The organism is Vibrio sp. MA40-2 (assembly GCF_047302445.1).
In the GTDB taxonomy this organism is placed as follows: domain Bacteria; phylum Pseudomonadota; class Gammaproteobacteria; order Enterobacterales; family Vibrionaceae; genus Vibrio.
This window is the reverse complement of the sequence record NZ_CP178628.1, coordinates 2,229,664-2,253,492: the sequence shown is the minus strand read 5'-3', so window position 1 is coordinate 2,253,492 and position 23,829 is coordinate 2,229,664. Positions and strand designations below refer to the sequence as shown.

General features: G+C 41.4%; 19 protein-coding genes and 1 pseudogene. 9 read left to right on the top strand and 11 right to left on the bottom strand.

Annotation, left to right across the window (positions count from 1 at the left end; all coding sequences use genetic code 11):
* Positions 1-13: 13 nt before the first annotated feature.
* The 11 genes and pseudogenes from ACLKML_RS17885 to ACLKML_RS17835 form a co-directional block, all read right to left on the bottom strand.
* The gene (locus tag ACLKML_RS17885; protein WP_413284337.1) at positions 14-232 is read right to left on the bottom strand and encodes a hypothetical protein; all 219 of its coding nucleotides are present in this window, start codon (positions 230-232) and stop codon (positions 14-16) included.
* Positions 233-360: 128 nt separating this feature from the next.
* Entirely contained in the window at positions 361-1,203 is an 843-nt protein-coding gene (locus tag ACLKML_RS17880; RefSeq protein WP_413284336.1) for an SMP-30/gluconolactonase/LRE family protein, read from the bottom strand.
* A 36-nt stretch (positions 1,204-1,239) separates the two neighbouring features.
* On the bottom strand, positions 1,240-4,068 hold the full coding sequence (locus tag ACLKML_RS17875; protein ID WP_413284335.1) for an EAL domain-containing protein: 2,829 nt from the start codon (positions 4,066-4,068) through the stop codon (positions 1,240-1,242).
* 130 nt (positions 4,069-4,198) lie between these two features.
* Positions 4,199-4,459 (bottom strand): SemiSWEET transporter, encoded by a 261-nt coding sequence (locus ACLKML_RS17870; protein ID WP_413284334.1) that lies wholly within the window; start codon positions 4,457-4,459, stop codon positions 4,199-4,201.
* 46 nt (positions 4,460-4,505) lie between these two features.
* Positions 4,506-5,759: an allantoate amidohydrolase gene (locus ACLKML_RS17865; RefSeq protein WP_413284333.1), complete on the bottom strand. Its 1,254-nt coding sequence runs from the start codon at positions 5,757-5,759 to the stop codon at positions 4,506-4,508.
* Positions 5,760-5,762: 3 nt separating this feature from the next.
* Positions 5,763-6,992, bottom strand: coding sequence for a pyridoxal-phosphate-dependent aminotransferase family protein (locus ACLKML_RS17860; protein WP_413284332.1), 1,230 nt, complete (start codon positions 6,990-6,992; stop codon positions 5,763-5,765).
* A 79-nt stretch (positions 6,993-7,071) separates the two neighbouring features.
* Positions 7,072-7,890 carry a sulfite exporter TauE/SafE family protein gene (locus tag ACLKML_RS17855; RefSeq protein WP_413284331.1) on the bottom strand — a complete coding sequence of 273 codons (819 nt, stop codon included), beginning with the start codon at positions 7,888-7,890 and terminating at the stop codon, positions 7,072-7,074.
* 174 nt (positions 7,891-8,064) lie between these two features.
* Positions 8,065-9,645, bottom strand: a complete 1,581-nt coding sequence (locus ACLKML_RS17850) for a gamma-glutamyltransferase family protein (protein ID WP_413284330.1) — start codon at positions 9,643-9,645, stop codon at positions 8,065-8,067.
* 50 nt (positions 9,646-9,695) lie between these two features.
* Positions 9,696-10,805: an amidase family protein gene (locus ACLKML_RS17845; protein WP_413285923.1), complete on the bottom strand. Its 1,110-nt coding sequence runs from the start codon at positions 10,803-10,805 to the stop codon at positions 9,696-9,698.
* A gap of 153 nt (positions 10,806-10,958) precedes the next feature.
* A pseudogene (gene puuE, locus ACLKML_RS17840) lies at positions 10,959-11,840 on the bottom strand (allantoinase PuuE); the annotation flags it as partial.
* Positions 11,841-12,035: 195 nt separating this feature from the next.
* The gene (locus ACLKML_RS17835) at positions 12,036-12,677 is read right to left on the bottom strand and encodes a TetR family transcriptional regulator C-terminal domain-containing protein (protein WP_413284329.1); all 642 of its coding nucleotides are present in this window, start codon (positions 12,675-12,677) and stop codon (positions 12,036-12,038) included.
* A gap of 240 nt (positions 12,678-12,917) precedes the next feature.
* On the opposite strand from ACLKML_RS17835, the gene ACLKML_RS17830 reads away from it, so the two are divergent.
* The 9 genes from ACLKML_RS17830 to uraH all read left to right on the top strand — a co-directional run bounded on the left by ACLKML_RS17830 (position 12,918) and on the right by uraH (position 23,828).
* Complete coding sequence (locus ACLKML_RS17830) at positions 12,918-14,465, top strand: ABC transporter ATP-binding protein (RefSeq protein ID WP_413284328.1); 1,548 nt, start codon at positions 12,918-12,920, stop codon at positions 14,463-14,465.
* On the top strand, positions 14,458-15,573 hold the full coding sequence (locus ACLKML_RS17825) for an ABC transporter permease (protein WP_413284327.1): 1,116 nt from the start codon (positions 14,458-14,460) through the stop codon (positions 15,571-15,573). The genes ACLKML_RS17830 and ACLKML_RS17825 overlap by 8 nt, the downstream gene beginning before the upstream one ends.
* Positions 15,573-16,502 (top strand): ABC transporter permease, encoded by a 930-nt coding sequence (locus ACLKML_RS17820; protein WP_413284326.1) that lies wholly within the window; start codon positions 15,573-15,575, stop codon positions 16,500-16,502. The genes ACLKML_RS17825 and ACLKML_RS17820 overlap by 1 nt, the downstream gene beginning before the upstream one ends.
* Before the next feature lie 482 nt (positions 16,503-16,984).
* Positions 16,985-18,061 (top strand): BMP family ABC transporter substrate-binding protein, encoded by a 1,077-nt coding sequence (locus ACLKML_RS17815; protein ID WP_413284325.1) that lies wholly within the window; start codon positions 16,985-16,987, stop codon positions 18,059-18,061.
* Between the two features lie 106 nt (positions 18,062-18,167).
* The gene (gene xdhA / locus ACLKML_RS17810) at positions 18,168-19,610 is read left to right on the top strand and encodes a xanthine dehydrogenase small subunit (RefSeq protein ID WP_413284324.1); all 1,443 of its coding nucleotides are present in this window, start codon (positions 18,168-18,170) and stop codon (positions 19,608-19,610) included.
* Between the two features lie 2 nt (positions 19,611-19,612).
* A complete protein-coding gene (gene xdhB, locus ACLKML_RS17805) occupies positions 19,613-22,006 on the top strand; it encodes a xanthine dehydrogenase molybdopterin binding subunit (protein ID WP_413284323.1) in 2,394 nt (797 codons plus the stop codon).
* Entirely contained in the window at positions 21,996-22,982 is a 987-nt protein-coding gene (gene xdhC, locus ACLKML_RS17800) for a xanthine dehydrogenase accessory protein XdhC (RefSeq protein ID WP_413284322.1), read from the top strand. Before xdhB ends, xdhC begins: the two co-directional genes overlap by 11 nt.
* Positions 22,975-23,508 (top strand): 2-oxo-4-hydroxy-4-carboxy-5-ureidoimidazoline decarboxylase, encoded by a 534-nt coding sequence (locus ACLKML_RS17795; protein WP_413284321.1) that lies wholly within the window; start codon positions 22,975-22,977, stop codon positions 23,506-23,508. The genes xdhC and ACLKML_RS17795 overlap by 8 nt, the downstream gene beginning before the upstream one ends.
* On the top strand, positions 23,505-23,828 hold the full coding sequence (uraH, locus tag ACLKML_RS17790; protein WP_317717375.1) for a hydroxyisourate hydrolase: 324 nt from the start codon (positions 23,505-23,507) through the stop codon (positions 23,826-23,828). Before ACLKML_RS17795 ends, uraH begins: the two co-directional genes overlap by 4 nt.
* Position 23,829: the final 1 nt, after the last annotated feature.

Here is a 23,829-nt window from a genome sequence, read left to right as displayed (position 1 = left end):
GTTACAGCACGAATCAGTGAGTAACGCCTGAAGGATTAACGCCAAACTCAGCTTGTTTGAATACTTTATCAAATCGTTTCGGCGTTTTATTAGCTTGGCAGTTATCAGCACTGGTTCTCTTTTCGTTCAATACAATACTGCGCTCGTGTTCCTTTGATGAACGAATAAACTCGGGGTCATTCATTGCTTGTTTTCTTAGTTTATTTACGCGTTCTATTGTGTCGGCTAACATATTTTTCTCCTTTACAATAAATACTGTACATATACACAGTACTTTGTAGTGAGTTATTAGTCAACTTTATTTATTCTATAAATCTATAAACCTGTACTCTATCAATCGGTACTTGATAACCAGTTACTCTACAAGTCGATAGTAAATAGACCACCCGATTGAGGCACATCACGTAACTCTTGTTCGGTTAAGCCTTGCCGAGAAGAAGTAATAAACAGTGTATTTAAATCATTGCCACCTATCGCAACGCAGGTTGGATTCTTTACTGGCACTTCAATTATGCGATCAATTTTGCCATTGTTTGGATCGATTCGAATAACGGCACTTCCTCCCCACACTGCATTCCAAATATAGCCGTCTTGGTCTACTGTCGACCCGTCTGGAAGAGAGAATCGACCAACACCGGTATAAATAACACGTCCTTTAGATAACTTGGAACAGGTTGGTGAATAGTCATAAGCAATGATGTTATGTTTTGGTGTATCGGCAAAATACAGTGTTTTACCATCTGGAGAGAAACAAATACTATTTGCACAGACAACATCTTTTATTAATGTGTGAACGCTTAAATCTTGGTCGATTTTAATCACTGACGAGCAATAATTATCATCGTCTGACTCGTTTACGCCACCAATAATAAAGTTACCATTTAGATCGGGTTTGCCATCATTTAAACGGCTAAAAGGGTTCTCTGGTTCAAAATCGAATAATTTTTCTATGTGATTGGATTCTAGATCAATGACAGCAACATACTGATCAAATCCTGCGAGCAACGTGCCATCCGCTTTAAGCATAAATGCACATAAGCGATTGGGCATTTTATAGGTCTGATAGGATTGATTTTGTACACTGTACGTCCACAGAGTACATCCTTCTATATCGGTCCAAAGCACTTGTTGGCTTTGATTACACCAAACAATGCCCTCGCCGTGCGCATTTTTACAATCGATCAATAACTTTGCTGCTTCCATTACTAGCCTTTAATAGCTGATATAAATATTGATGGCCTACTGCACTTCTTCCCACTCTCTGGGCGACACCCAATTATTTGCCCATTCGGGTACTTGGTCATGTGGCATTGGCCTAGCGATGCCGTATCCTTGAGCAACTTGATAACCCATAATTTTAAGCCTACGCCCATGCTCTATGCTTTCTACACCTTCAGCAACCGATGTCATGTTAAATGCACGACAAAAGCCCAATATACCTTGCAATATACTCAAGTCAGTTTTACTGGTTAGCATATTAATGACAAAGCTTCTATCCACTTTTAAAGAGTTAACTGGCAACTGTTGTAAATAAGTTAACGATGAATAGCCCGTTCCAAAATCATCTAAAGAAAAGCAAATTCCCAGTTCTTTACATGACCGTATTGTATCAGCAACTTCAGTAAGATTATCCAAAGCGTTGGTTTCTACAATTTCTATTTCAATAAGCGATGGAGGCAGAGCTGGGTATTGATATAATTTGTGTTTCAATAAATCAGCAATATTTTTCTGTCTAAAGTAGGCATGGCTGACATTGATACTCACGGGAATGGTTAAACCGAGTTCAAACCAGGTATTTACTTGTTTCAACGCTCTATCTATAACCCAATCATCCAATGTTTTAATTAAGTTATACCGCTCTACATCAGGAAGAAATAAGTTAGGCGCCATCACACCTTTCTTTGGATGATTCCAGCGAATTAACGCTTCGAGACCCACAATGCTTCCATCAACCAAACTCACTTTAGGCTGATAATAAAGCATAAATTCATTACAAGAAAAGGCATTTAGTAATTCGTTAAACTGGCTAGAGTTTTCTAAATTCGGTTCGTAACCGTTAAAATGACGTATTTGGTTTGCCCCATAACTTTTCGCGATATACAAAGCTTGCTCAGATTGACGCATCAAATGCTCTGGTTCTATGCTATTAGTTTGCGGATAACTGGTCAGGCCGGCACAAGCAGTAAGTACTATTTGATGGTTATTAATTTCTATCGGTTCTGAAATAGACTCTAAAACACGTTTGGGTTCATGCTGTGAGTTTGATTCAGACTCAAACAATAAATAGAACTCATCACCCCCCAATCTGGCAATAACGCTATCTTTATTCATTACTGTTTTGGTTCTATTAATGATCGTTTTAAGCACTAAATCACCAAAATCGTGACCATATTTTTTGTTAATTTGACTAAAATTGTCCATATCAAAAAATACCACAAAGAGCGTATTATTGTTTCGTTCACTCTTGCACATAGCTTGGGTTAATCGTTCTATAAACACCAAACGATTTGGAACACCAGTTAACGTGTCATAAAATGCAGACTGTTCTAATAACCTTTCATGTCTCTTTTGCGCGGTAATATCTACAGAGACACCACACAAAGCGTAGGCGTTAGAATTGTCATCAACCAACACCGTTTTTGTGGTAGTGATTTCTTGTAACGATTGCGACTCTTCACGCCAAAAACTCTCGTTTTGGCTATATTTATGCTTGTACTTTAAAACTCTTTGATCGACCTGTTCGATTCTTTTAGCGGTTTGTTCATCGAATAAATCATAATCACTCTTACCCAACATCTCATCAAATGATAATCCAAACTGTTCTCTTGCTGATTTATTCGCAAATAAGTATTTACCAGATATATCTTTTAAGTACACAAAGGCATCAATGCTGTCTAAAATAATTCGCAGCTTTTTTTCACTTGCTTTGGTCTGCTTGTTGGTTTTATATCGAACAAAACCATGCACAATAAGCAGCACTACGGTAAGTAAAAGAAGACCGATAATCTCTGAGTTATAACGTTCAAAAACACTGGTTTTTTTAAACAGAACTATCGACCCATCAGGTAAACGAGAGGAATTCACCTTATAACGTTGTAACTGCCTAGAATCAAAAACAGGTAAGCTAGGGCTAGAATCCATTACAGGTATGTTTTGTTTTTCCTCACTTTGAAGATAACGCAATATGATTTTTCCGGCTTCAACGCCTTGTTGTTCATGATCAATAATCACACCACCTAATATGCCTTGACCAATACCATGTTGATATGGATGAAAAATAGCAGCGTCAGTATTTTCTAATATCAGCTCCAGAGATTCATCAAAAGTTACATTCACATTGTCTTTATCTCGAAAAGCAGAAAGCAACAAAAGGCTACTAGAATCAGGTTCAATAACATTAAGCGCTTGGATAAATTCATCCCAACTCATTGCTGCCAAGTCTAATAGATGCCAGTGTATTGACGGATAATCATTCGCCAATGCTGCCCATTTATCTATATCTACTTTTCCGGTCGTTGTACCATCACCGATAACGTAAATATCGGTCTTATTAGGAAATATGGATTGTACGGCAGCAATATTTTTAGTAATAGAAGTAGACTCAACCACACCACTAACTAATGGGTCATCATTTTGCGCATTGGCTAATTCAAGATCATTCACCCCTAAAAACGTAATAGGGATAGTCGGAAATAATTGTTTTCTATAAGCCAGAGCAAAATCTAATGCATTATCATCTGAGGTTATAACATAGTCATATTGAGAGCGATGAGATAGCTTATAACTCAAAGAACGATAAAAGTTATTGATGCTGGTATCGTCATACCATGACTTGCTATCCATATATTCGATATCAATATCGATAGGTGCACCATCAAGACCAGAAAGTAAGCCTTGATATATTTGATGTGTTGTTGCGAATGTCGGATGGTAAGAATAAATAAGCAAAACGCGTTTTTTCTCTACCTCAAAAGCATGAGTTAGCGACGACGCAAGAAGCAGGCAGATAGCCAATGTTAAAAGCAGTATAGAGCTTTTAAGTGAGGAAGTATTCCCAACAGATTTCATTATTCGCCCTATAAAGTTCAGCTTTTTACACTATAACATACCGTTAATAATTTAACGAAATAGTAACAGTTGCAATCCAGTAATAATACTCTCCAAAGGAGTTAATCACACAAGACTTTGACTTACACCTTTAGTTTCGAGTTTTGGAGGACAAAAGTTTAAGTACCAAAACCATCGTAGCAAGAATACCGGTAATGGTGTTAGCAACAACGAGTGGCCAATCGTTATTAATCAGCCCGTAAACAAGCCAACACAATACACCAACAACAAACATGGCGTACATTCCGGTGGAAATTCCATCAACATTTTTAGTTTTGAGGATTGAAATCACTTGAGGAACAAAAGAAAACGTTGTACAAAATGCCGCCAAATAACCTAAATATTCATTCATTAAAAGTTCCAGTAGATTGATAAATAATAACACCAGCCGCATTGTATCAATTAATTTTGAATTCGTTTATGAAATTAACTAATGCAATTAATGAAATGGCTACATCTTCAACATTTACCGATTCTCTGGGGTTATGACTTATCCCTTCTTTGCAACGTACAAACAACATTGTGGTAGCAACAAAATCGGCAAACACCATGGCATCATGTCCAGCTCCAGAGGTTAACGTGAGTGGCGTACCAGTCAATCCACCAACAACCTGAGCCATAGCATGGGTTAACTTAGGATCACAATAAACCGCCTGAGCAGTATGTGTTTCTTCAATCGTAACGTTTAAGCCATCTCTGTCCGCTAGGGTATGTAGTTGCGAAAAAGAAACGTCCAGCAGCAAATCTCGCGCGTCATCATTTAAGCTTCTCACATCAAGAGACAAGTTAACTTGTCCTGGAATCACATTTACGCCACCAGGCAATACTTCCAACTTGCCTACCGTAGCAAGTACAAGATGATCTAAATCGGTAGTTAGTTTTGCCGATCGGTTTAACTCAGCGATCCACTCACTAGCGATAACTAACGGATCTTGACGCGATCTCATCGGAACGGTTCCGGCGTGTCCTGCTTTACCTTCTATCGAAATAGCGAATCGTCGCGCGCCAGAAATGCCATTTACCGCCGAAATTGCTAAACCTCTCTCTTCTAATACTGGGCCTTGTTCTATATGCAACTCTACATACGCGAGCACATCATTGCTGTTTATTTTAGCTTCGGCTACTTTGGATATATCCAGAGAAAAATCACGCATCGCTTGCGCTAAACTGATCCCATTTTCATCGGTTAGCGCATGCCACTGACTATTCCATTTGCCAGTAATTGCTGAGCTACCAAGCAGCGTGGCACCAAAGCGCGTACCTTCTTCATCACCAAAACCAACAAGATCAAGGTTAAACTCGAAGCTTATATCGTTATCGGCAAAATATTTCATCAGTACCAATGGAGCTACCACGCCTAAAATACCATCGTATTTTCCTCCATTTGGAACCGTGTCAGTGTGGGAGCCTAAAATAACACGTTGGTCAGTGACTTTGTTGGCTGGCAATCTTACCCATTGATTACCGGCTTGATCTTGCCAACTTAATAAACCGCTCTGTTTGGCCCAATCAAATATTTGTTGATTAGCTTGCTTATGCTCAACGGTTAAATAGCGCCGGTCCATAATCCCTGCAGTTTGCGTATATTCAGCCAAAGTTTCACAATGTTGCATTACTGTGTCGGCAAGTTTATCAGCTAACTTTGTATCCATAATTTAGTTCCCTGATTGGTACTGTTCCATAGCAGAATAATACGCAGCACCTTGTTTTATCGAACCACCAGCTTGAACCAACAATGCCTCTAGCGCGACCAATGTTAATAATACTGTATCCAATCTTGCGTTGTAGCCCATCGTTCCTATGCGCCAGACCTTGCCATGCAGTGGCCCAAAAGAGGTACCTATTTCAATATTAAATTGCTCCAACATTGCTGTGCGAATCGCGTCACCATCGACATAAGAAGGAATAACAACACCGACCACGTTATTCATTTTATGCGCGAGATCTCCAAATAAAGTCAGTCCCATTGCACGTAGCCCTGCGACTAAAGCGTCACCTGCTTTTTTATGTCTAGCGATAACGTTATCTAACCCTTCTTGTAGGTTAATTTGTGCACATTCGCGAGCAGCAAACAACATACTGGTCGCTTCAGTATGATGATTAAGACGCTCTTCTCCCCAATAATCTAGAATCATACCCAGATCAAAGTAATTTGAACGGATGCGACTCAGTTGCCCTGATTGATGACTATCGGTACGAATGCCTGCTTCAACATGTTTACGTTGTCGAATACGCTCGACCGCTTTTTCACTTAGAGTCACCGGAGCCGTTCCCGACGGGCCGCCTAAGCACTTTTGCAAGCCAACCGATACCGCATCTAATTGCCATTCATCTGTTTCAAAGGCGTTACCTACAATTGAAGCGGTTCCATCACTGTAGAAAAGTACACCATGTTTTTTACACAATTCGCCAGCACCTGCAAGCGGTTGCAACATGGTAGTCGATGTATCACCTTGAACCAAAGCGAGTACTTTAGGTTTATGGCGGATAATTTGTTGCTCTAGCATAGAGTCGGTCACTACAGTTCCCCACTCTACTTCAAACTTAATTACCTCTGCTCCAGCTCGTTCGGAGATTTCTGCAAGCAGGTGCCCGAATCGTCCAAAAACAGGGACTAAAACCTTATCACCAGGTTCAATCAAAGACACCAATACCGCTTCTATCCCTGCTCTTGCCGTACCGTCAATAAGCACTGTTGCTTGATTGTTGGTCTTAAAAATTTCTCGATATAGCGCCATGGTTTGATTCATATATCCAGTCATAACCGGATCATATTGACCAATCAATTGATTACTCATCGCCTGTAATACACGTGGGTAGACCGTAATCGGTCCTGGTCCCATTAAAATACGTGGCGGCGGCGAAAGTCTTTCAAATAAATCCATTTGTTCATTCCTTGAAATTGTTGCTGTCATTTTAAAATCATGCTGATGATTAAAAGCGTTAAAAGTGGATACAGAACGACTAAAAGCTCTGTAGCAACATGCGAAGTCCGGTAAAGATTAAAACCAAGGCAAATACTTTCTTCAGCTTCACACTATCTAATTTCTTACCTAAACTTGCACCTATTGGTGAAAAGAACACCGTTAATGGCACAATAAAAACAAATCCTGCCCAGTTAACCAAACCAAAATTACCAAAAGGGGCGTCACTTGGTGTTGTGCCAACTAATAACATGGTCGCTACGCCCGGTAGCGCAATTAATAACCCAACTGCGGCGGCAGTACCAACGGCTCTGTGGGTTGGATAGTTAAATGCAGACAGTGTGGGTACGGTAAGTGTTCCTCCACCAATACCAACCATGACACTCAAACAACCGATGCACGAGCCAATCACGCCTTGACCGGCTTTATTAGGTAACGATTGTGCTAAAGGTGCAGCATTGGCGCGTAGCAGCATATTCAAAGCTGATAATGTCGCCACAATACCAAACAACGCAGTAAGCCATGGACCACCAACGCTGGTGGCAAACAAACTACCCGCGATAACGCCTATGACAATAAATGGTGCTAGCCATTTAAGCAGCTGCCAATCCACATTGCCGTTCTTATGATGCGCTCTGATTGAGCTAACTGATGTAGGAACAATAGTGGCGAGTGATGTTGCGGTGGCAATCAACATCGCGGAAGTAGCACTCACCTCAAAACTCTGAAACAGATAATAAAGTACTGGAACAATGACAATCCCACCGCCAACGCCTAATAGTCCTGCCAACAACCCAGCAACCACTCCTGTTGCCAGAAGTGCTAAAATTACTGGTAACACTTGCATAAATTCGTTCATTTGTTATTTCGTTCCTTCACTGAAAATTAAATATTTATTTTTGAATACGATTGATCCAATTAATTATTTTCTTTTTAACTGATTGTTTTGTTTTCTATTTTCTATTTTCTATTAACAACGTTTCTATTAACAACGGTTGTAGTTAACGACAATTGTAATTAACGATGATTGTAATTAACGACCGCTTTCATTAACGATGGCTTCACCATCACTGCGTGGATCTGATGCAGCGCTGGTTATTGATTTGGAAACATGAATCGCACCGGCATGGCCAAAAAACTCAGCAAAATCTGCCGCAGACACAACATCGTGTCCTCTGTCTTGTAACGATATCGCGAACTTATTAAACAAGGTTTCTTCTAACTTCAAATTTTCGCTCGCTTTGCCCCAAGTTTTACCCAGTAACCAACGAGGAGCGCGAATGGCGTTACTAATGGTTTGTTTTTGGACTAGATAACGCCACACTATAGCGGCTTGAGTTTGAGGTTGCCCTTCTCCTCCCATCGTGCCATAAATAAATCGAGAGCCATCTTTTAGCAGCGCCAATGGTGGATTAAGTGTATGCATTGGTTGCTGTCCAGGCCGAATATAATTCGCATGAGTTGGATCGGTACTAAAACCTAAACAACGATTGTTCCAAACCACTCCAGTCTCAGGGTTCACTACGCCAGAGCCAAATTCCCAGTAAATACTTTGAATATAACTCACTGCCAAACCTTCAGAATCGACAACACCCATCCAAACGGTATCGCCTGTTGGTCCAGGATTCGGCCAAGCTTTAGCTTTATCAGAAATGGTTTCGCTTTGCGCTTTTATTGCACTTGCAGTCAAACGCTGTTGCATTTCTGCATCAAGCGAAGCGTGATCACTCAAATGACAATTACGCCAATTGAAAGCTACTTTTACCGATTCCACCAAATAGTGGAGCAACTCTTCTTCACCCTGTTCACTGTTCCAATACTGCTCATCTTGTGCTCTTTGACTCACATAATGATCCAGCAAGGCTAAAATATTCAACGATGCCCCACCTTGTGTTGGCACCCCAAAGTTATAGAAATCGCCCCATTGCGTACTGGCTTTTAAAGGCGTGGTCACTTTGGCCATGGAACTGGCGATATCCTCTAAACAAATCGGGCTGCCCTTTTTTTGTAAATATTGCGCATTCTGTTCAGCTAACGTGCCTTGATACCAATCTTGTAGGCCCGCTTTCGCTAAGCGTTGATAAGTATGCGCTAACGCAGGTAAACGTATTGTATCGCCTACTGCATGAGCTTTACCTTGTTTCAAAAACACCGATGAAAAATCATCGTCATCAATCTCTTGCAACAACTTTATCTGCGCATCATGCAGTGTTTGAGTCACTTCAATACCGTTTTGAGCAAATTCGATAGCGGATTGAAATAAATCATCTAAACCCAGGTTGCCCGGATAAAGTGACAACGCCTTATCCCAACCCGCCACAGCGCCCGCGGTAGTTAAAGCAACTTTCGCACCTCGCGAATGGTGACCAAATTCGGCATGAGTTAGGTCGTTTGCACACTGACCTGCCGCATTTATGGCAATAGGATCTTCTCCCGGTTTATGAATCAACCAAAACCCATCGCCACCTAAACTGGTCATGTGTGGATAAACCACCGTCAAGGAACTCGCCATCGCAACGCATGCTTCAACCGCATTGCCACCTTGTTGTAAAATGCGCTCACCTGCTTGTGCAGCAAGATAATGTGGCGCGGTAACCGCGGCCTTATATGACATTGTTCATTCCTTTTTGTTGGCAAAGCATCCTATCTATCTACTAAATCGACTTACCGATTAATAAGATGTTGCTTACTAAAATAAATCACCGATAAATCCGTATTCTCTTTACCTAACAAACTCACTCCAACGGGTAGGTTATCGATTTCAAATAAAGGGATTTGTAACTGCGGCCAACCACTTAATCCGGCAATAGAAGTTAAACCTAATAGAATTTGTCGCTCTTTATCTACTTGCTCGCCCTTCGACGTGATCAAAGGGGCAACACTAGGAACCGTTGGCATTAATAAAATACAACCATCAGGTAACCAAGTTGATTTCCCATCCTGCCATTGTTGCAATAACGCCTCGGCTTGCAATTTGTCTTCAACGGTTAAACTTTTTCCCCAGATTAATCTCTGTTGAATATCCGCAGCAAAGTCGTCTAAATGGTTAGCTAGCCAATCACCATGATGCTGCCAAATTGAATCGGCTTGCAGTACCGAAAAACAAAAACGTCTTTCTTCAGCATTCAGCGGCGGTTCATCTAAACGAGTGGTATGGCCAGAAAACTGCTCAAAAATTTGCAGCGCTTTGTGTTTGAGTTGCTCATTCACGCCTTCCCATAACGCTTCACACCAGGCCATACTATTAATTGGTTCAACTTTCTTTTGTCCCAGTAAAGTTTGCATACCTAACTCTAACGTAGACAAATCTTGCGTCATCAACCCAGCGGTATCAAATCGAGGCGCCAATGGAACTAAACCTTGTGCTGGCACGGCATTGTAAGTTGGTCGCATGCCAAATAAACCACAGTAACTCGCGGGCACACGAATAGAGCCACCAGTATCCGTTGCTAAGCCTAAATCAGCTTCATTCAAGGCAACTGACAACGCCGCCCCCGAGCTAGAGCCTCCGCTGCTTCTATTTGAATCGTAAGGATTAATTGAAACACCATAATGGCTATTATTACCGGCTAAAGAATAAGCCAGTTCATCAAGCTGAGTTTTATAAGTTAACTGAGCACCCTGCTCTAACAATAGTTGAACAGCTTGCGCATTATCGGTTTCTTCTTGTGCTGAAGATAGCCAAACAGGCAAACCAGCGCCTGTTTTATACCCTTTTATAGCAAATAAATCTTTTACCGATAAACGTAATGAGGATAACGTATCACCACTGATATCTTGCGTACTTAAATTAGCCGCAGATATATCTGTAAAATTATGTTGCTGAACATAACAATTAGAACCAACAGTTGAGCATGCCTCACTGGGCCTATTTGTTAGCTTTTCATGGTGTTCGAGCGCTTTATTACCTGACTGATTATTCGTTAACCAATGTTCCGCTATTTGTTCACGAGTGGCGTACCACACATCGGAAAATTGCTTGGTATAATTGAGAAAACGTCTCAATGCAGCAAGACGAGCAGGTCGACCGACAATGCGACAATGCAAGCCAATACTGAGCATTTTAGGCGTACAATCACCTTCTAAATAGAGCTCATCGAACGCATCTTTAAGGTATTGATAAAACTGGTCACCACTATTAAAGCCTTGTGGGGTAGCAAAACGCATATCATTAGTGTCTAAAGTATAAGGCACGACTAACAACGGCTTACTATAATTATTGTCCCAATAAGGTAAATCATCCGCGTAGCTATCGGCACAATAAAGAATATCATCTCGCTCAGCGATAAGAGCCAACGTGTGTGGACTGGTTCTTCCTGTGTACCACCCTTTAGGCTTGCTACCGGTCACTTTTTGATGAATTGCAATGGCTTCCTCGATATGAGCTTTTTCTTGTTCTACGGTAAAATCTTGGTAATGAATCCAACGCAAGCCATGACACGCAATTTCCCAACCAGATTGCTGCATTGCTTTAACGGCATCAGGGTTTTTTTCCAACGCTTTGGCAACACCAAAAACCGTTACAGGGACATTATGTTGATTGAACAATCGATGTAAACGCCAGAAACCGGCACGGCTACCATATTCGTAAATCGACTCCATACTAAGGTGCCTGTCCCGATAAGAATCAGCACCAACTATTTCAGAAAGAAACTGTTCTGACCCTTCATCACCATGCAACACACAGTTTTCGGCACCTTCTTCATAGTTAATCACGAATTGCAGTGCGATCTTAGCCTTATTTGGCCAATTAGCATGAGGGGGACATTCCCCATACCCAATCAAATCCCTTGGATAATTGTCAGTCATAACCTTTCCTTGTCCTGTCTTTAACGCACATCCTGATGAGCTTTACGGCCTACTTTGTAAAACTTCTGCTTAATCTGAAAACAAGATGTTAATGGTAGACATAATAAATGTTAAGCAATTTTCTGACCAAGTGTTCAGTTTTTTATAAAGCCATTGCGGCTAGGATAAAAAACACTCTATTTTAGTGACAGAAAATCAACTCAAACCTAAACCTTTTAATACGATATCCACGGTGAATTTTTCCGCTTCTGAATATTCATCATCGCTTAATGGCCTTCCTTGGATCAGTTCAATTTCTCGATCAAAATCGGCATAAAACTGGGTGCTTCCCCAAATAAGAAACAGTAAATAAAGCGGGTTAATCTTGCCAATCACCCCATCATCTACCCATTCCTGAATAATATTCGATTTGTGCTTTGACCACTCAATCATGGGCTGCTCTATCACATCCCGAATGTTTGGTGCGCCTTGAATAATTTCCATTGCGAAAATCTTTGAACGTAGAGGATGACTGCGGCTGTAACGCATTTTTTCGATAATATAATCCCGAATAACATCACTTGGCGGCTTTTCATCACCGTCTGCTGAAAACCCTTCATTCCACATTTCTAAAATATCAGTAAGCAGCGCTTTATACAGACCTGTTTTTGATTTGAAATAATAAAGAATATTTGCTTTGGGCAATTGTACGCTATCTGCAATGGCTTGAACTGAGGTTCCTTTGTAACCATGTTTGGCAAATTCTTGTTCAGCAGCCTGCAATATTCGCTGTTTATTCTTCGCTCGAATAGATCCGCCTTTTACTAGTGTATTTGATTCACTTTTACTATCAGACATATTTTTTCCGTTAGCCGTTAAAGTTATTAATAGTTACAAAAAATCGACTCTTAGTTATGTAATGACACGTCAACTCACTTATTTTATGCCTCATTTTGGTGCTTTCGCACCAAAAGTGACATCGATTATCGTGCGTTTTCTCTACAATTCCTTAACAATTACTAAGATTACTGATGAGTTGAACAATTGGTCAGGTTATTGCATGAACCATTCCAATTATCGGTAAGGAACCATCTCACCATGACCAATGGACATTTATTAGAACTTTGGAATGTTAGTAAATTTTTTCCAGGGGTAATAGCAAACAATAACGTTAATATGAGCTTAGAAAAAGGCGAAATACTTGCTCTTCTCGGAGAAAATGGAGCCGGAAAATCGACACTAGTAAAAATGATTTACGGTGTTAATAAGCCCGACACTGGGTCGATTATGTGGAAAAACCATGAAGTTGACATTCGCTCACCAAACCAAGCGAGATCCATGGGTATTGGCATGGTTTTTCAGCATTTTTCAGTGTTCGAAACACTCACCGTATTAGAAAATATAGAGCTGGGTTTAGATAAAGAATTTTTAGCTACGCTTGATAACCTAAAACAACGGGTGATCGAAATTAGCGAAAAATATGATCTACATGTAGAACCCGATCGTTATGTGCACAGCTTAAGTATTGGGGAGAGACAACGTTTAGAAATATTGCGCTGCCTCATCCAAGACGTCGAGTTACTGATTCTAGATGAGCCAACATCGGTATTAACGCCACAAGAAGTTGCCGGTCTTTTTAGGGTACTTAAAAAACTAACAAGCGAAGGTTGTAGCATTCTCTTTATTAGTCACAAATTAAAAGAAGTGACCGAACTGTGCGATAGAGCCATTATTCTACGTGGTGGCGAAGTCAGCGGCGAATGTATTCCTGCCAATGAAACGCCAGAGACCATTGCCAGAATGATGGTTGGCAGTGAAGCAGAGTTATCAGAAAGTTATCCGAAAAACCTAACCGAGAACGTAATATTCCAAACCGTCGACCTTACATTGCCACCACTGCATCCGTTTGGTTGCGGGTTAAATAAGGTTAATTTAAAACTAAGAGCAGGTGAAATTCTGGGTGTTGCTGGCGTTGCTGGTAACGGCCAAGAAGACCTACTGGAAGCGATTAGTGGTGAAGATTGCCGTGCCGATAGCGCCAGTATTTTGTTATCAAACAAAGCCGTTGGCCGTGCGGATGCAGGTGAACGACGTAAGTTAGGTATGGCATATGTGCCGACCGATCGACTAGGGCAAGGCGCTGTACCTGAAATGAGTTTAACGGATAATACCTTATTAACAAACAGCGAAAAATTGGTGAAAAATGGTTTTATCCTAAAACAAAAACTGACCGAACTGGCGGATAAAATCATCAGCGTAAATAAAGTGAAATGTCGTGATAGGCATGCACAAGCGAAAAGTTTATCGGGTGGTAATCTGCAAAAATTCATTATTGGTCGCGAAGTCGATCAAAGCCCAAGCATACTTATCTGCGCCCATCCTACTTGGGGTGTAGATATTGGCGCGGCCAGTGCCATCCATCGACAATTAATTGCTTTAAGAGATCAAGGTGCCGCAATTTTAGTTGTGTCGGAAGACATCGATGAATTGTTTGTTATTTGTGACCGAATCACCGCCTTATATGAAGGTGCACTCGCCCCAACCGTCGAAACAAGCAAAACCAACATAGAACAGATAGGACAATGGATTGCGGGCAGTTTTATCCATCATGACCAAGCACAAGCACAGGAGAGTTCCAATGCTTAAAGTGGAACCAAGAATTGAAAGCTCTAAACTCATGGCATGGCTTTCGCCAATCATTGCTATCTTGCTAACTATGATTGTTTCAGGATTAATGTTTGTTTCGCTAGACGTGAACCCAGCCAAGGCATTTAACGTTTTTGTTATTTCACCGTTAAGCGATAGCTATAATTTAGGTGAATTAATGGTTAAATCCACTCCGCTCATGTTATGTGCGGTTGGTTTGGCATTATGTTATCGCGCTAATATCTGGAACATTGGCGCAGAGGGACAATTACTTATTGGCGCAGTGGCCAGTAGTGCCATAGCAGTGCAAATGGGGGACGATGCAGGTGTCGGCTCACTAGTATTAGTACTGGTTGTCGGCATTATTAGTGGCATGCTTTGGGCCGCCATTCCAACATTATTAGAGCGCGTATTTAGCACCAATCTTATTTTAACCACTATCATGCTTAACTACGTTGGCTTATACACTTTACTATGGGCGGTGCATGGTCCATTAGCCGATCCACAAGGATTCGGATTTCCCGAATCAGTGATCTTTGTTGATGGTGTGCTGTTACCGGTTATTCAACAAGACGGCCGAGCCTCAATTTCAATTATTATCGCCATTATTGTCGCACTCTTATCTGGACTGATGCTTTATAAAACACTCCCTGGCTTTAAGTTACGTGTGTTTGGTGAAGATAAATCCGCTGCTAAATATGCAGGGTTTAGCAGCAACAAAGTAGTTTGGGGTGTGATGTTATTTGCTGGCGCATTGGCTGGTTTTGCCGGAGCATCTGAAGTCACCGGTCCGATAGGACAACTTATTCCATCGGTATCACCAGGCTATGGATATGCAGCGATTATTGTTGCTTATCTTGGTCGATTGAACCCTATCGGCATTATTATTTCGTCACTATTTATGGGCACACTGTACATGGGAAGTGATTTAGCCCAAATAGAGTTAGGCCTACCTACCGCTATTACCGGTTTATTCCAAGGTACATTGTTGTTTTTTGTTCTCGCTTGCGATTTTCTTATCTTTTATCGCGTGGTAATAACAAAACGCAACCCAAAACATAACATTGCTTCCAAAGCAGAAAGCAAACAACCGTCAGGAGTTGTCTAATGGATATGGACTTACTGCAACAAATATTAATCGCAGCCCTGAAAACTGGCACGCCTCTATTACTTATCGCATTAGGCGAATTAGTGTGTGAAAAATCAGGGGTACTTAATCTTGGTCAAGAAGGCATGATGCTAATGGGCGCAATGGCTGGATTTGCTGGTGCTTATTACACTGGCAATCTTGGGTTTGGCATTGCTTTATCTATTGTCGCCGGAATGAGCATGTCGCTTATTTTCGCCACGTTAACCATTAGTTTGAATACCAACCAAGTAGCAACTGGTCTAGCCCTCACTATTTTCGGTACCGGTTTAAGTTCATTCTTAGGTGGCGATCTTGTTGGTACAACGATAGAAGGCTTCAAGCAAATAGAAATACCAGTACTGAGTAAAATACCGTTTATCGGTCAAATATTGTTTAATCAGGACATCATCGTTTACGCCAGTTTTGCCATTGTGGCTTTAACTTGGTGGGTGTTACAAAAAACGCGCATTGGTTTGACCATTCGCGCGGTGGGTGAAAACCCTCACTCGGCCAATGCACTGGGCATAAAAGTATTAAAAGTGCGATATTTATCGGTATTATTTGGCGGCGCTATGGCTGGTTTCGCTGGCTCTTACATGTCATTGGTTTACACGCCAATGTGGATGGAAAACATGACCGCTGGACGAGGTTGGATAGCCTTATCATTGGTCGTTTTTGCCTCTTGGCGTGTTGGTTACTTAATGCTTGGTGCCTATTTGTTCGGCTTTGCTTCAATTCTTCACCTCGTTATGCAAGGGTTTGGTTTTGATATTTCACCGAATTTATTAGCGATGACACCGTATCTTGCTACCATTATTGTTATGGTGATGATCAGCTCTAATTCACTCAAACAAAAACTCGCCACTCCAATGAGTCTGGCGAAACCTTTTGATCCCAAACTGCATTAATCACGTAATAAAACACGCCTAGATTAAGCCACGTTTGAACCATATTGAGTTCAACGTGGCTTAAACAATTTAAGAACAAACTATTAACATGGTACCGATTTGGTGCAGGTTAGCATTGGTATTGCACCATTAAAGAACAAAACTTAATGCTTACACCAATTGTCAGTAAAAAATCCAATGTAAACAATACCGTTCCAAAACCACTAACACCCTTATTTACAAGGCGTTAACAATAGTTGCCGATTTATTTTTACAAAATATCACCATGTGGTCAGGTTTTTGCTAATAACCTAACTAGTCGCGGAAAAAGCAAAAAAATTCAATCTAAATAGATTGATGACTGGGTTAAATACCCAAGTAAAGAATCAGCAACATTAGCTACACACGCATTTTATTTTTACATACTGTTTACAAACTAGTGTTGTCTATAAATTAGAAATTTTTACAAACTATTTTTACAAACTATTGAAATGGAGTATTTCATGAAATTAAACCGATGGATGAGTGCAGCGGCCTTATCACTTACAACTGTGTTTTCTTCTGCAGTGTTAGCAGAAGATCCAATGAAAGTAGGATTCGTTTATGTTGGTCCAGTAGGCGACCATGGTTGGAGTTATGAGCACGATCAAGGCCGCAAAGAAATGGAAAAATACTTTGATGGCAAAGTGACAACAACTTACGTCGAAAGTGTTCCTGAAGGTGCAGATGCTGAGCGTGTTATTACTCAGTTAGCAAAGTCTGGTCATGAAATTATTTTTACCACCTCTTTCGGTTACATGAACCCAACGCTTAAAGTTGCTAAACGATTCCCTAACGTTAAGTTTGAACATGCGACGGGTTATAAGCGCTCTAAAAACGTTTCAAACTACGCATTAAGAACTTACGAAGGTCGTTATGTATCTGGTGTTGCTGCAGGTTTGGCAACTAAAACAAATACGTTAGGTTATATCGCCTCTTTCCCAATTCCAGAAGTTATTCGTGACATCAACGCCGTTTACCTTGGCGCAAAAAGTGTTAACCCTGACGTTAAACTGAAAATTGTATGGGTAAACACTTGGTATGATCCAGGCAAAGAATCTGATGCAGCAAATGCTCTGATTGACCAAGGCGTTGATATTATGATTCAGCACACTGATAGCCCTGCTCCATTAATCGCCGCGGAAAAACGTGGTGTTATGGGTATCGGCCAAGCATCTGACATGAGTCACTTTGCACCTATCGCGCATATGTTCTCAGTAAGAGATGTATGGGCACCTCATTACATTCGTACCGTTCAAGAAGTCATGGATGGCACATGGAAATCTGAAGATTACTGGGGTGGATTTGCCGACGATATTTTACATATCGCCTCTGTAAACCCTACATTGCCTGAAGATATTAAACAGGCGATCAGCGCCACTCACGATAAAATCAAATCAGGTGAATTCCACCCATTCACAGGCCCAATGAAAGACAATACTGGTAAAGAAGTTATTCCAGCAGGTCACACATTGACTGACACTGAACTTGCCGGCATTAACTGGTACGTAGAAGGTATTGAAGCGAAAATACCAAACTAATACTTATACGACTCACTTGCTCGCCTATCAGCGAACCTAAAGCATGTGAGTCTTTTTTTAGCCATTAACTTGACCAATTGGACAACTTTTAGCAACAGAGGACGTTATGCTAGAGATCATGATCAACGATGAAATCGTTCAAGTAGAGCACGCTGCCGTTGATAGTATGCTGCTAACCTACTTAAGAGAGCAGCAAGGATTGACCGGCTCCAAAGAAGGGTGTGCTAGCGGTGATTGTGGCGCTTGCACCGTAGTTATGGCAGATTTAGATGAAGATAAGCTGTTACGATATCGCCAGATAAATGCATGCATCACGCCTATACATGCATTACACGGTAAAAAAATCGTGACAGTAGAGCACTTACAACAACAAGACAAGTTACACCCGGTTCAACAAGCAGTAGTCGACAATCACGGCAGCCAATGTGGTTTTTGTACACCGGGTATTATTATGTCCTTGTATGCACTATCCAAACAAAAACAACGTCCTGAAAACCCAGCCGATTTCTTATCAGGAAACCTATGTCGCTGCACAGGATACGGGCCTTTAATTACCGCAGCCAACACAATTGCCGATAGCCAAATTGACGATCCATTGAGTAAAGATGAAACCGGATTAATACAATGGATGGACTCACGAGAACCACAAAACACCATCAACTATTGGAAACCAACCAGTCGAGAACAACTGGGAGAGTTAAAAACGGCTCATCCCGATGCTAAGTTGATTGCAGGAGGAACAGACCTTGCACTCGAAGTGACACAACATTTACAACGCATCGAAAAAATGATCGATGTTTCAGATGTTACAGACCTGCAAGCGATTCGAAAAACAAAATTGGGGTGGCGTATTGGCTCTGCTGTGCTGCTATCTAAATTACACAGTTTTATGCGCCAACACTATCCAAGCACCGATGAATTAATAGAACGCCTCGGAAGTTTAACTATACGCAATCGAGGTACGCTAGGCGGAAGTCTAGGCCACGCTTCCCCTATTGGTGATATTGCCCCACTTCTTATTAGCTTGAACGCTCGAATTGAAATTGATAACGGTAAAGAAAAAAGCCTATATGCACCAGAAGATTACATTACAGGTTACCGAGAAACCGCCATTAAACAAGATGAATGGATTAGTGCCATTCATATCCCATTGCTGGCACCCAATCAAAAACACGCAATTTATAAAATAAGCAAACGATTTGAAGATGATATCGCAACAGTTGTGTTAGCGATCAATCTGACTTTTGGCAACGACAATCGTATTAAGAGCTGCATTTTATCCGCTGGTGGTATCGCTGCAAAATCCGTACGCTTAACTGAATTAGAAAGCCTATTTATCGGTCGTCATTTCAGCGCAGAACTGGTTAGAAAAGTACAAAAACAAGTGGCGAATTATATCTCGCCTATCGGAGACGTACGAGGCAGCGCAGAATACCGTATTCAATTAGTACAAAACTTAATCCAACGTTTTTACCTTGAACATAACCAAATTCCAACCCGTCTGAATTCGACAGATGCAAACCTCATCCCCACGATGGAGGTCAACTAATCATGCGTAAATTAACCCAGATAAATAGTGCAGAACCTAAACTGCCATCGACCAGCAACATTGTTGGTCGGTCATACAAACACGAAAGCGCTATTAAACAAGTCACCGGTGACGCCATGTTTTTGGACGATTACCCGACACCAAAAGGCTGTTTACATGCAGCAATTGTCAGTGCAACGATTGCCAAAGGCAGCATAACTTCACTTGACCTTAACCCAGTTAAAACCATGCCGGGTGTGGTTGCCGTTTACGATTACAACGACATTCCTGGCGAGAAAGATATTGGTGCGATTGTTAAAGGCGATCCACTATTAAGCGACCATGAAATTAAGTTTTACCAACAGCCAATCGCGCTAGTTTTAGCCCGTACTCATACTCAAGCCTTACAAGCCGCCAAACAAGCCAAAATTGAATATGACATTGATCCGAACGCAGTTTTAGATTGCATCCAAGATGGCAAACAAGATGAAGTTTTGCCAACCAACACGATGGGAACAGCAATCACAGACGAACAATTCGATAAAAGTGACATGGTTATTACTGGTCAACAACATGTTGGCGGACAAGAGCATTTTTATCTAGAAGGACAAATTAGCTTGGCTGAACTGACCGAAGATGGTGGCATATTTTTACGCACGTCTAGCCAACACCCGACCGAAGTACAAACCTTAGTCGCAGAAGTATTGGGTATATCCTTTAACAAAGTTACGGTCGACATGCGTAGAATGGGTGGCGGCTTTGGCGGTAAAGAAACTCAAGCAGCACAATGGGCTTGTTTAGCCAGTATGGGTGCTTTTTTAACGGGGAAAGCCGTAAAAATTCGCTTACCTCGTTCAATTGATATGTCGGTAACGGGCAAACGTCATCCTTTCTTTAATCAGTACAAAATTGGAGTAAATCAGCAAGGACTAATAGAAACAGCGCAAATCGAAGTAAACGGTTTATGTGGTCATTCTGCCGATCTATCTGGCGCAATTGTCGACCGTGCAATGTTTCATAGTGATAACGCCTATTTCCTCGCAGATGCATGTGTTACTGGAAAGCGATTGAAAACTGATACCGTCTCCCACACTGCATTTCGTGGTTTCGGTGGACCACAAGGTATGATGGTGATTGAAAAAGCCATGCAAGATATCAGTATCGCCGTAGGAGAAGACGCGTTAGATATCCGTTTAAAAAACTTATATCGAGAAGGCAAAAATACCACTCATTATGGAATGCAGGTTGAACAGCACCAAGAACTGAAACACGTCATCACCGAACTAGAAACTCGCAGTGACTACCGAAAGCGGCGTGAAGAAATCGACGCATGGAACAAAACCAGTCCGATTCTTAAAAAAGGCTTAGCATTAACCCCGGTAAAGTTTGGCATCGCCTTTACTGCTACCCATTTAAATCAAGCTGGTGCGCTTATTCACGTTTATACCGATGGCAGTGTGCAAGTATCCCATGGTGGCACTGAAATGGGACAAGGTTTACACACCAAAATCCAACAAATTGTCGCTCAAACGCTCGGCATCCCATTCGAATTAGTACTAGTCACTTCAACTCGAACCGACAAAGTACCCAATACCTCTCCTACCGCGGCGTCGTCAGGTGCTGATTTAAATGGAATGGCCGCACATAACGCAGCTAAAGAGATAAAAACTCGTCTGATTGAATTTGCCTTAAAGCAATATGCAACACCTCAAGCTGACGAACAAACCGTCAGCCAAGGTCAGATGGAAGCAGAATTCATTAACGGAATGCTTGAAGTGGGTGATCAGCAAATTGACTGGCACACTCTAGTACAACAAGCCTATCTCAATCGCGTTTCTCTCTCGGCTAGTGGCTTCTACAAAACCCCTAAAATATGGTATGACCAAGAAAAATCCGTTGGTAGGCCTTTCTTTTATTTTTCTTTGGGCGCGTCTTGTTCAGAAGTGACCATTGATACGCTCACTGGCGAAATGCGCGTTGATCGGGTTGATATTTTGCACGATGTCGGCAACAGTTTAAACCCGGCTATCGATCTTGGTCAAATTGAAGGCGGATTCATTCAAGGTCTAGGATGGCTAACCACCGAAGAATTAGTCTGGAACACCAGCGGAGCGTTACTAAGTAATAGTCCAATGAATTACAAAATCCCCACCATTGGCGACTATCCAAAACAGATGAATATCGACTTATATGATAAAGCCAATCCAGAGCATAGTATTTATCGTTCTAAGGCCGTAGGCGAACCGCCATTTATGCATGCCATCAGTGTTTGGTGTGCCATATACGACGCAGTTGGATCAATTACTAATCACACCTTAGCGGTCGATTTAAATGCACCAGCCACCGGTGAAGCCATTTTAAATGCCTGTACAAAGCAGTTCGAAAAATCTGGTCGGGAGTCAACCTATGCTTGCTAATAACCAGAGTCACACATCCCGTTTGTTTACGCAATTAACCCAACACACCAAAATGGACTGGTTACAAGCTTGCCAATGGCTCGAGCAAAATGGCGAGAGTTATTGTATTGCCACCATTATTGCAGAAGTCGGCTCAGTCCCCCGAGCCAATGGCAGCAAAATGGTGATCTCTAACAGTGGCCAATTTGATACGCTCGGGGGCGGAAATCTCGAACACCAAGTGATTCAAAAAGCCAGACAACAGCTAACAACAAAACAGCAAGGCGTAGCAATTGAGCGTTTTTCTTTGGCGGCAGATTTAAATCAATGTTGTGGTGGTTCGGTACAAGTGATGTTCGAAACCATGAACTGTCAACGACCGAAAGTGGTCATTTATGGTGCAGGTCACGTTAGTCAGGCTTTATGCGGCATACTAAACCAATTGCCATGCCATGTAACAGTGATTGATAGTCGACCTGAATGGTTAGAGCAAATATCTGCCTCAGGTATCCACACCATTCAACATAACGAACCAGTGGAAACCTTAGCCAATTTAGATTCAAACGCACTGATATTAATTATGACGCATGACCATGCGCTCGATTTCGAACTAACCAAAAATGCCTTACAAAGAAACTGCTTTACTTACGTTGGGCTTATTGGTTCGGAAGGTAAAAAGCAACGTTTTGAATTTCGTTTACGCGAACAATTATCTGATATTAAGTTGCTTGAAGGTCTTACCTGCCCTATTGGTCATTCCGACATTAAAGGAAAACTACCAATGCAGGTTGCGGTTTCTGTTTCGGCGCAACTAATGGATCGGTTTGACCATTTAAGCGAGGAAACAGTCACGCAACAAAACGGCCAACAGAATAGTAAAGCAACTGATCACACGCAGAAATACAACGAACAACAGTGGCAGCAAGCGAATAACGCCAAAAAAACGTTAGAAAGCATGCCCAAGCAACAAACAAGCAAGGATGCTTACTATGACTGAACCCACTAAAGAAAAGACCGTTTTAATAGACCGCTCCTTACTGGAAAAAATCTGTTCTAGCCAACGTTGGCAAACACTATTATTGAAATCTTTCGCGGCCGTATCAAAACCACTCTCAACAGAGACACAAATTACCGCCAGCAAAGCAGCAATAATACAAATGGCAGATAAAGCATTTTGCCAACTGGAAGAAGATGATTGGTTAGAAGCGTTTGCAGGCCACCCGATGATTGGTGACATTTCTAGCCTTCGTAAAAAATACGCTCAAGGTAAAAATTTGAGTGAAAATGAGCAAAGCCAGGTTTCCAGCGCGCCAGAAGCGGTCCTACAATCGCTATTAGAATTAAATCACGCTTATCTAGATAAATTCGGTTTTATTTTTATTATCTGTGCTAGCGAAAAATCGGCACAAGAAATGCTTATTAGTTTACAAGGTCGAATCAACAACAGCCGTACAGATGAATTATTAAACGCGTCTGTAGAACAAAGGAAAATCAGCCATATTCGCATGGAGGCGCTATTATGAGCAGTTTAAGTTGTCATGTGCTTAATACTACACACGGAATTCCAGCGTCAGGTATTGATGTCGAATTAACCGTATTTGAACAACAACAAAGCCTACAAAGTGGCGTGACCGATCAGGATGGTCGTTTCAAATTTGACAATATCAGTTTGGAGAAAGGCCGTTACACTCTCAAGTTTTACACCGAACCCTATTGCCAGAAACAGTTTGACGATTGTTTTTTTCCAACGGTAGAGGTGCATTTTATCGTTAACGAACAGCGCCATTATCACGTTCCTTTGCTGCTTTCTCCTTACTCTTATTCAACTTATAGAGGAAGTTGAT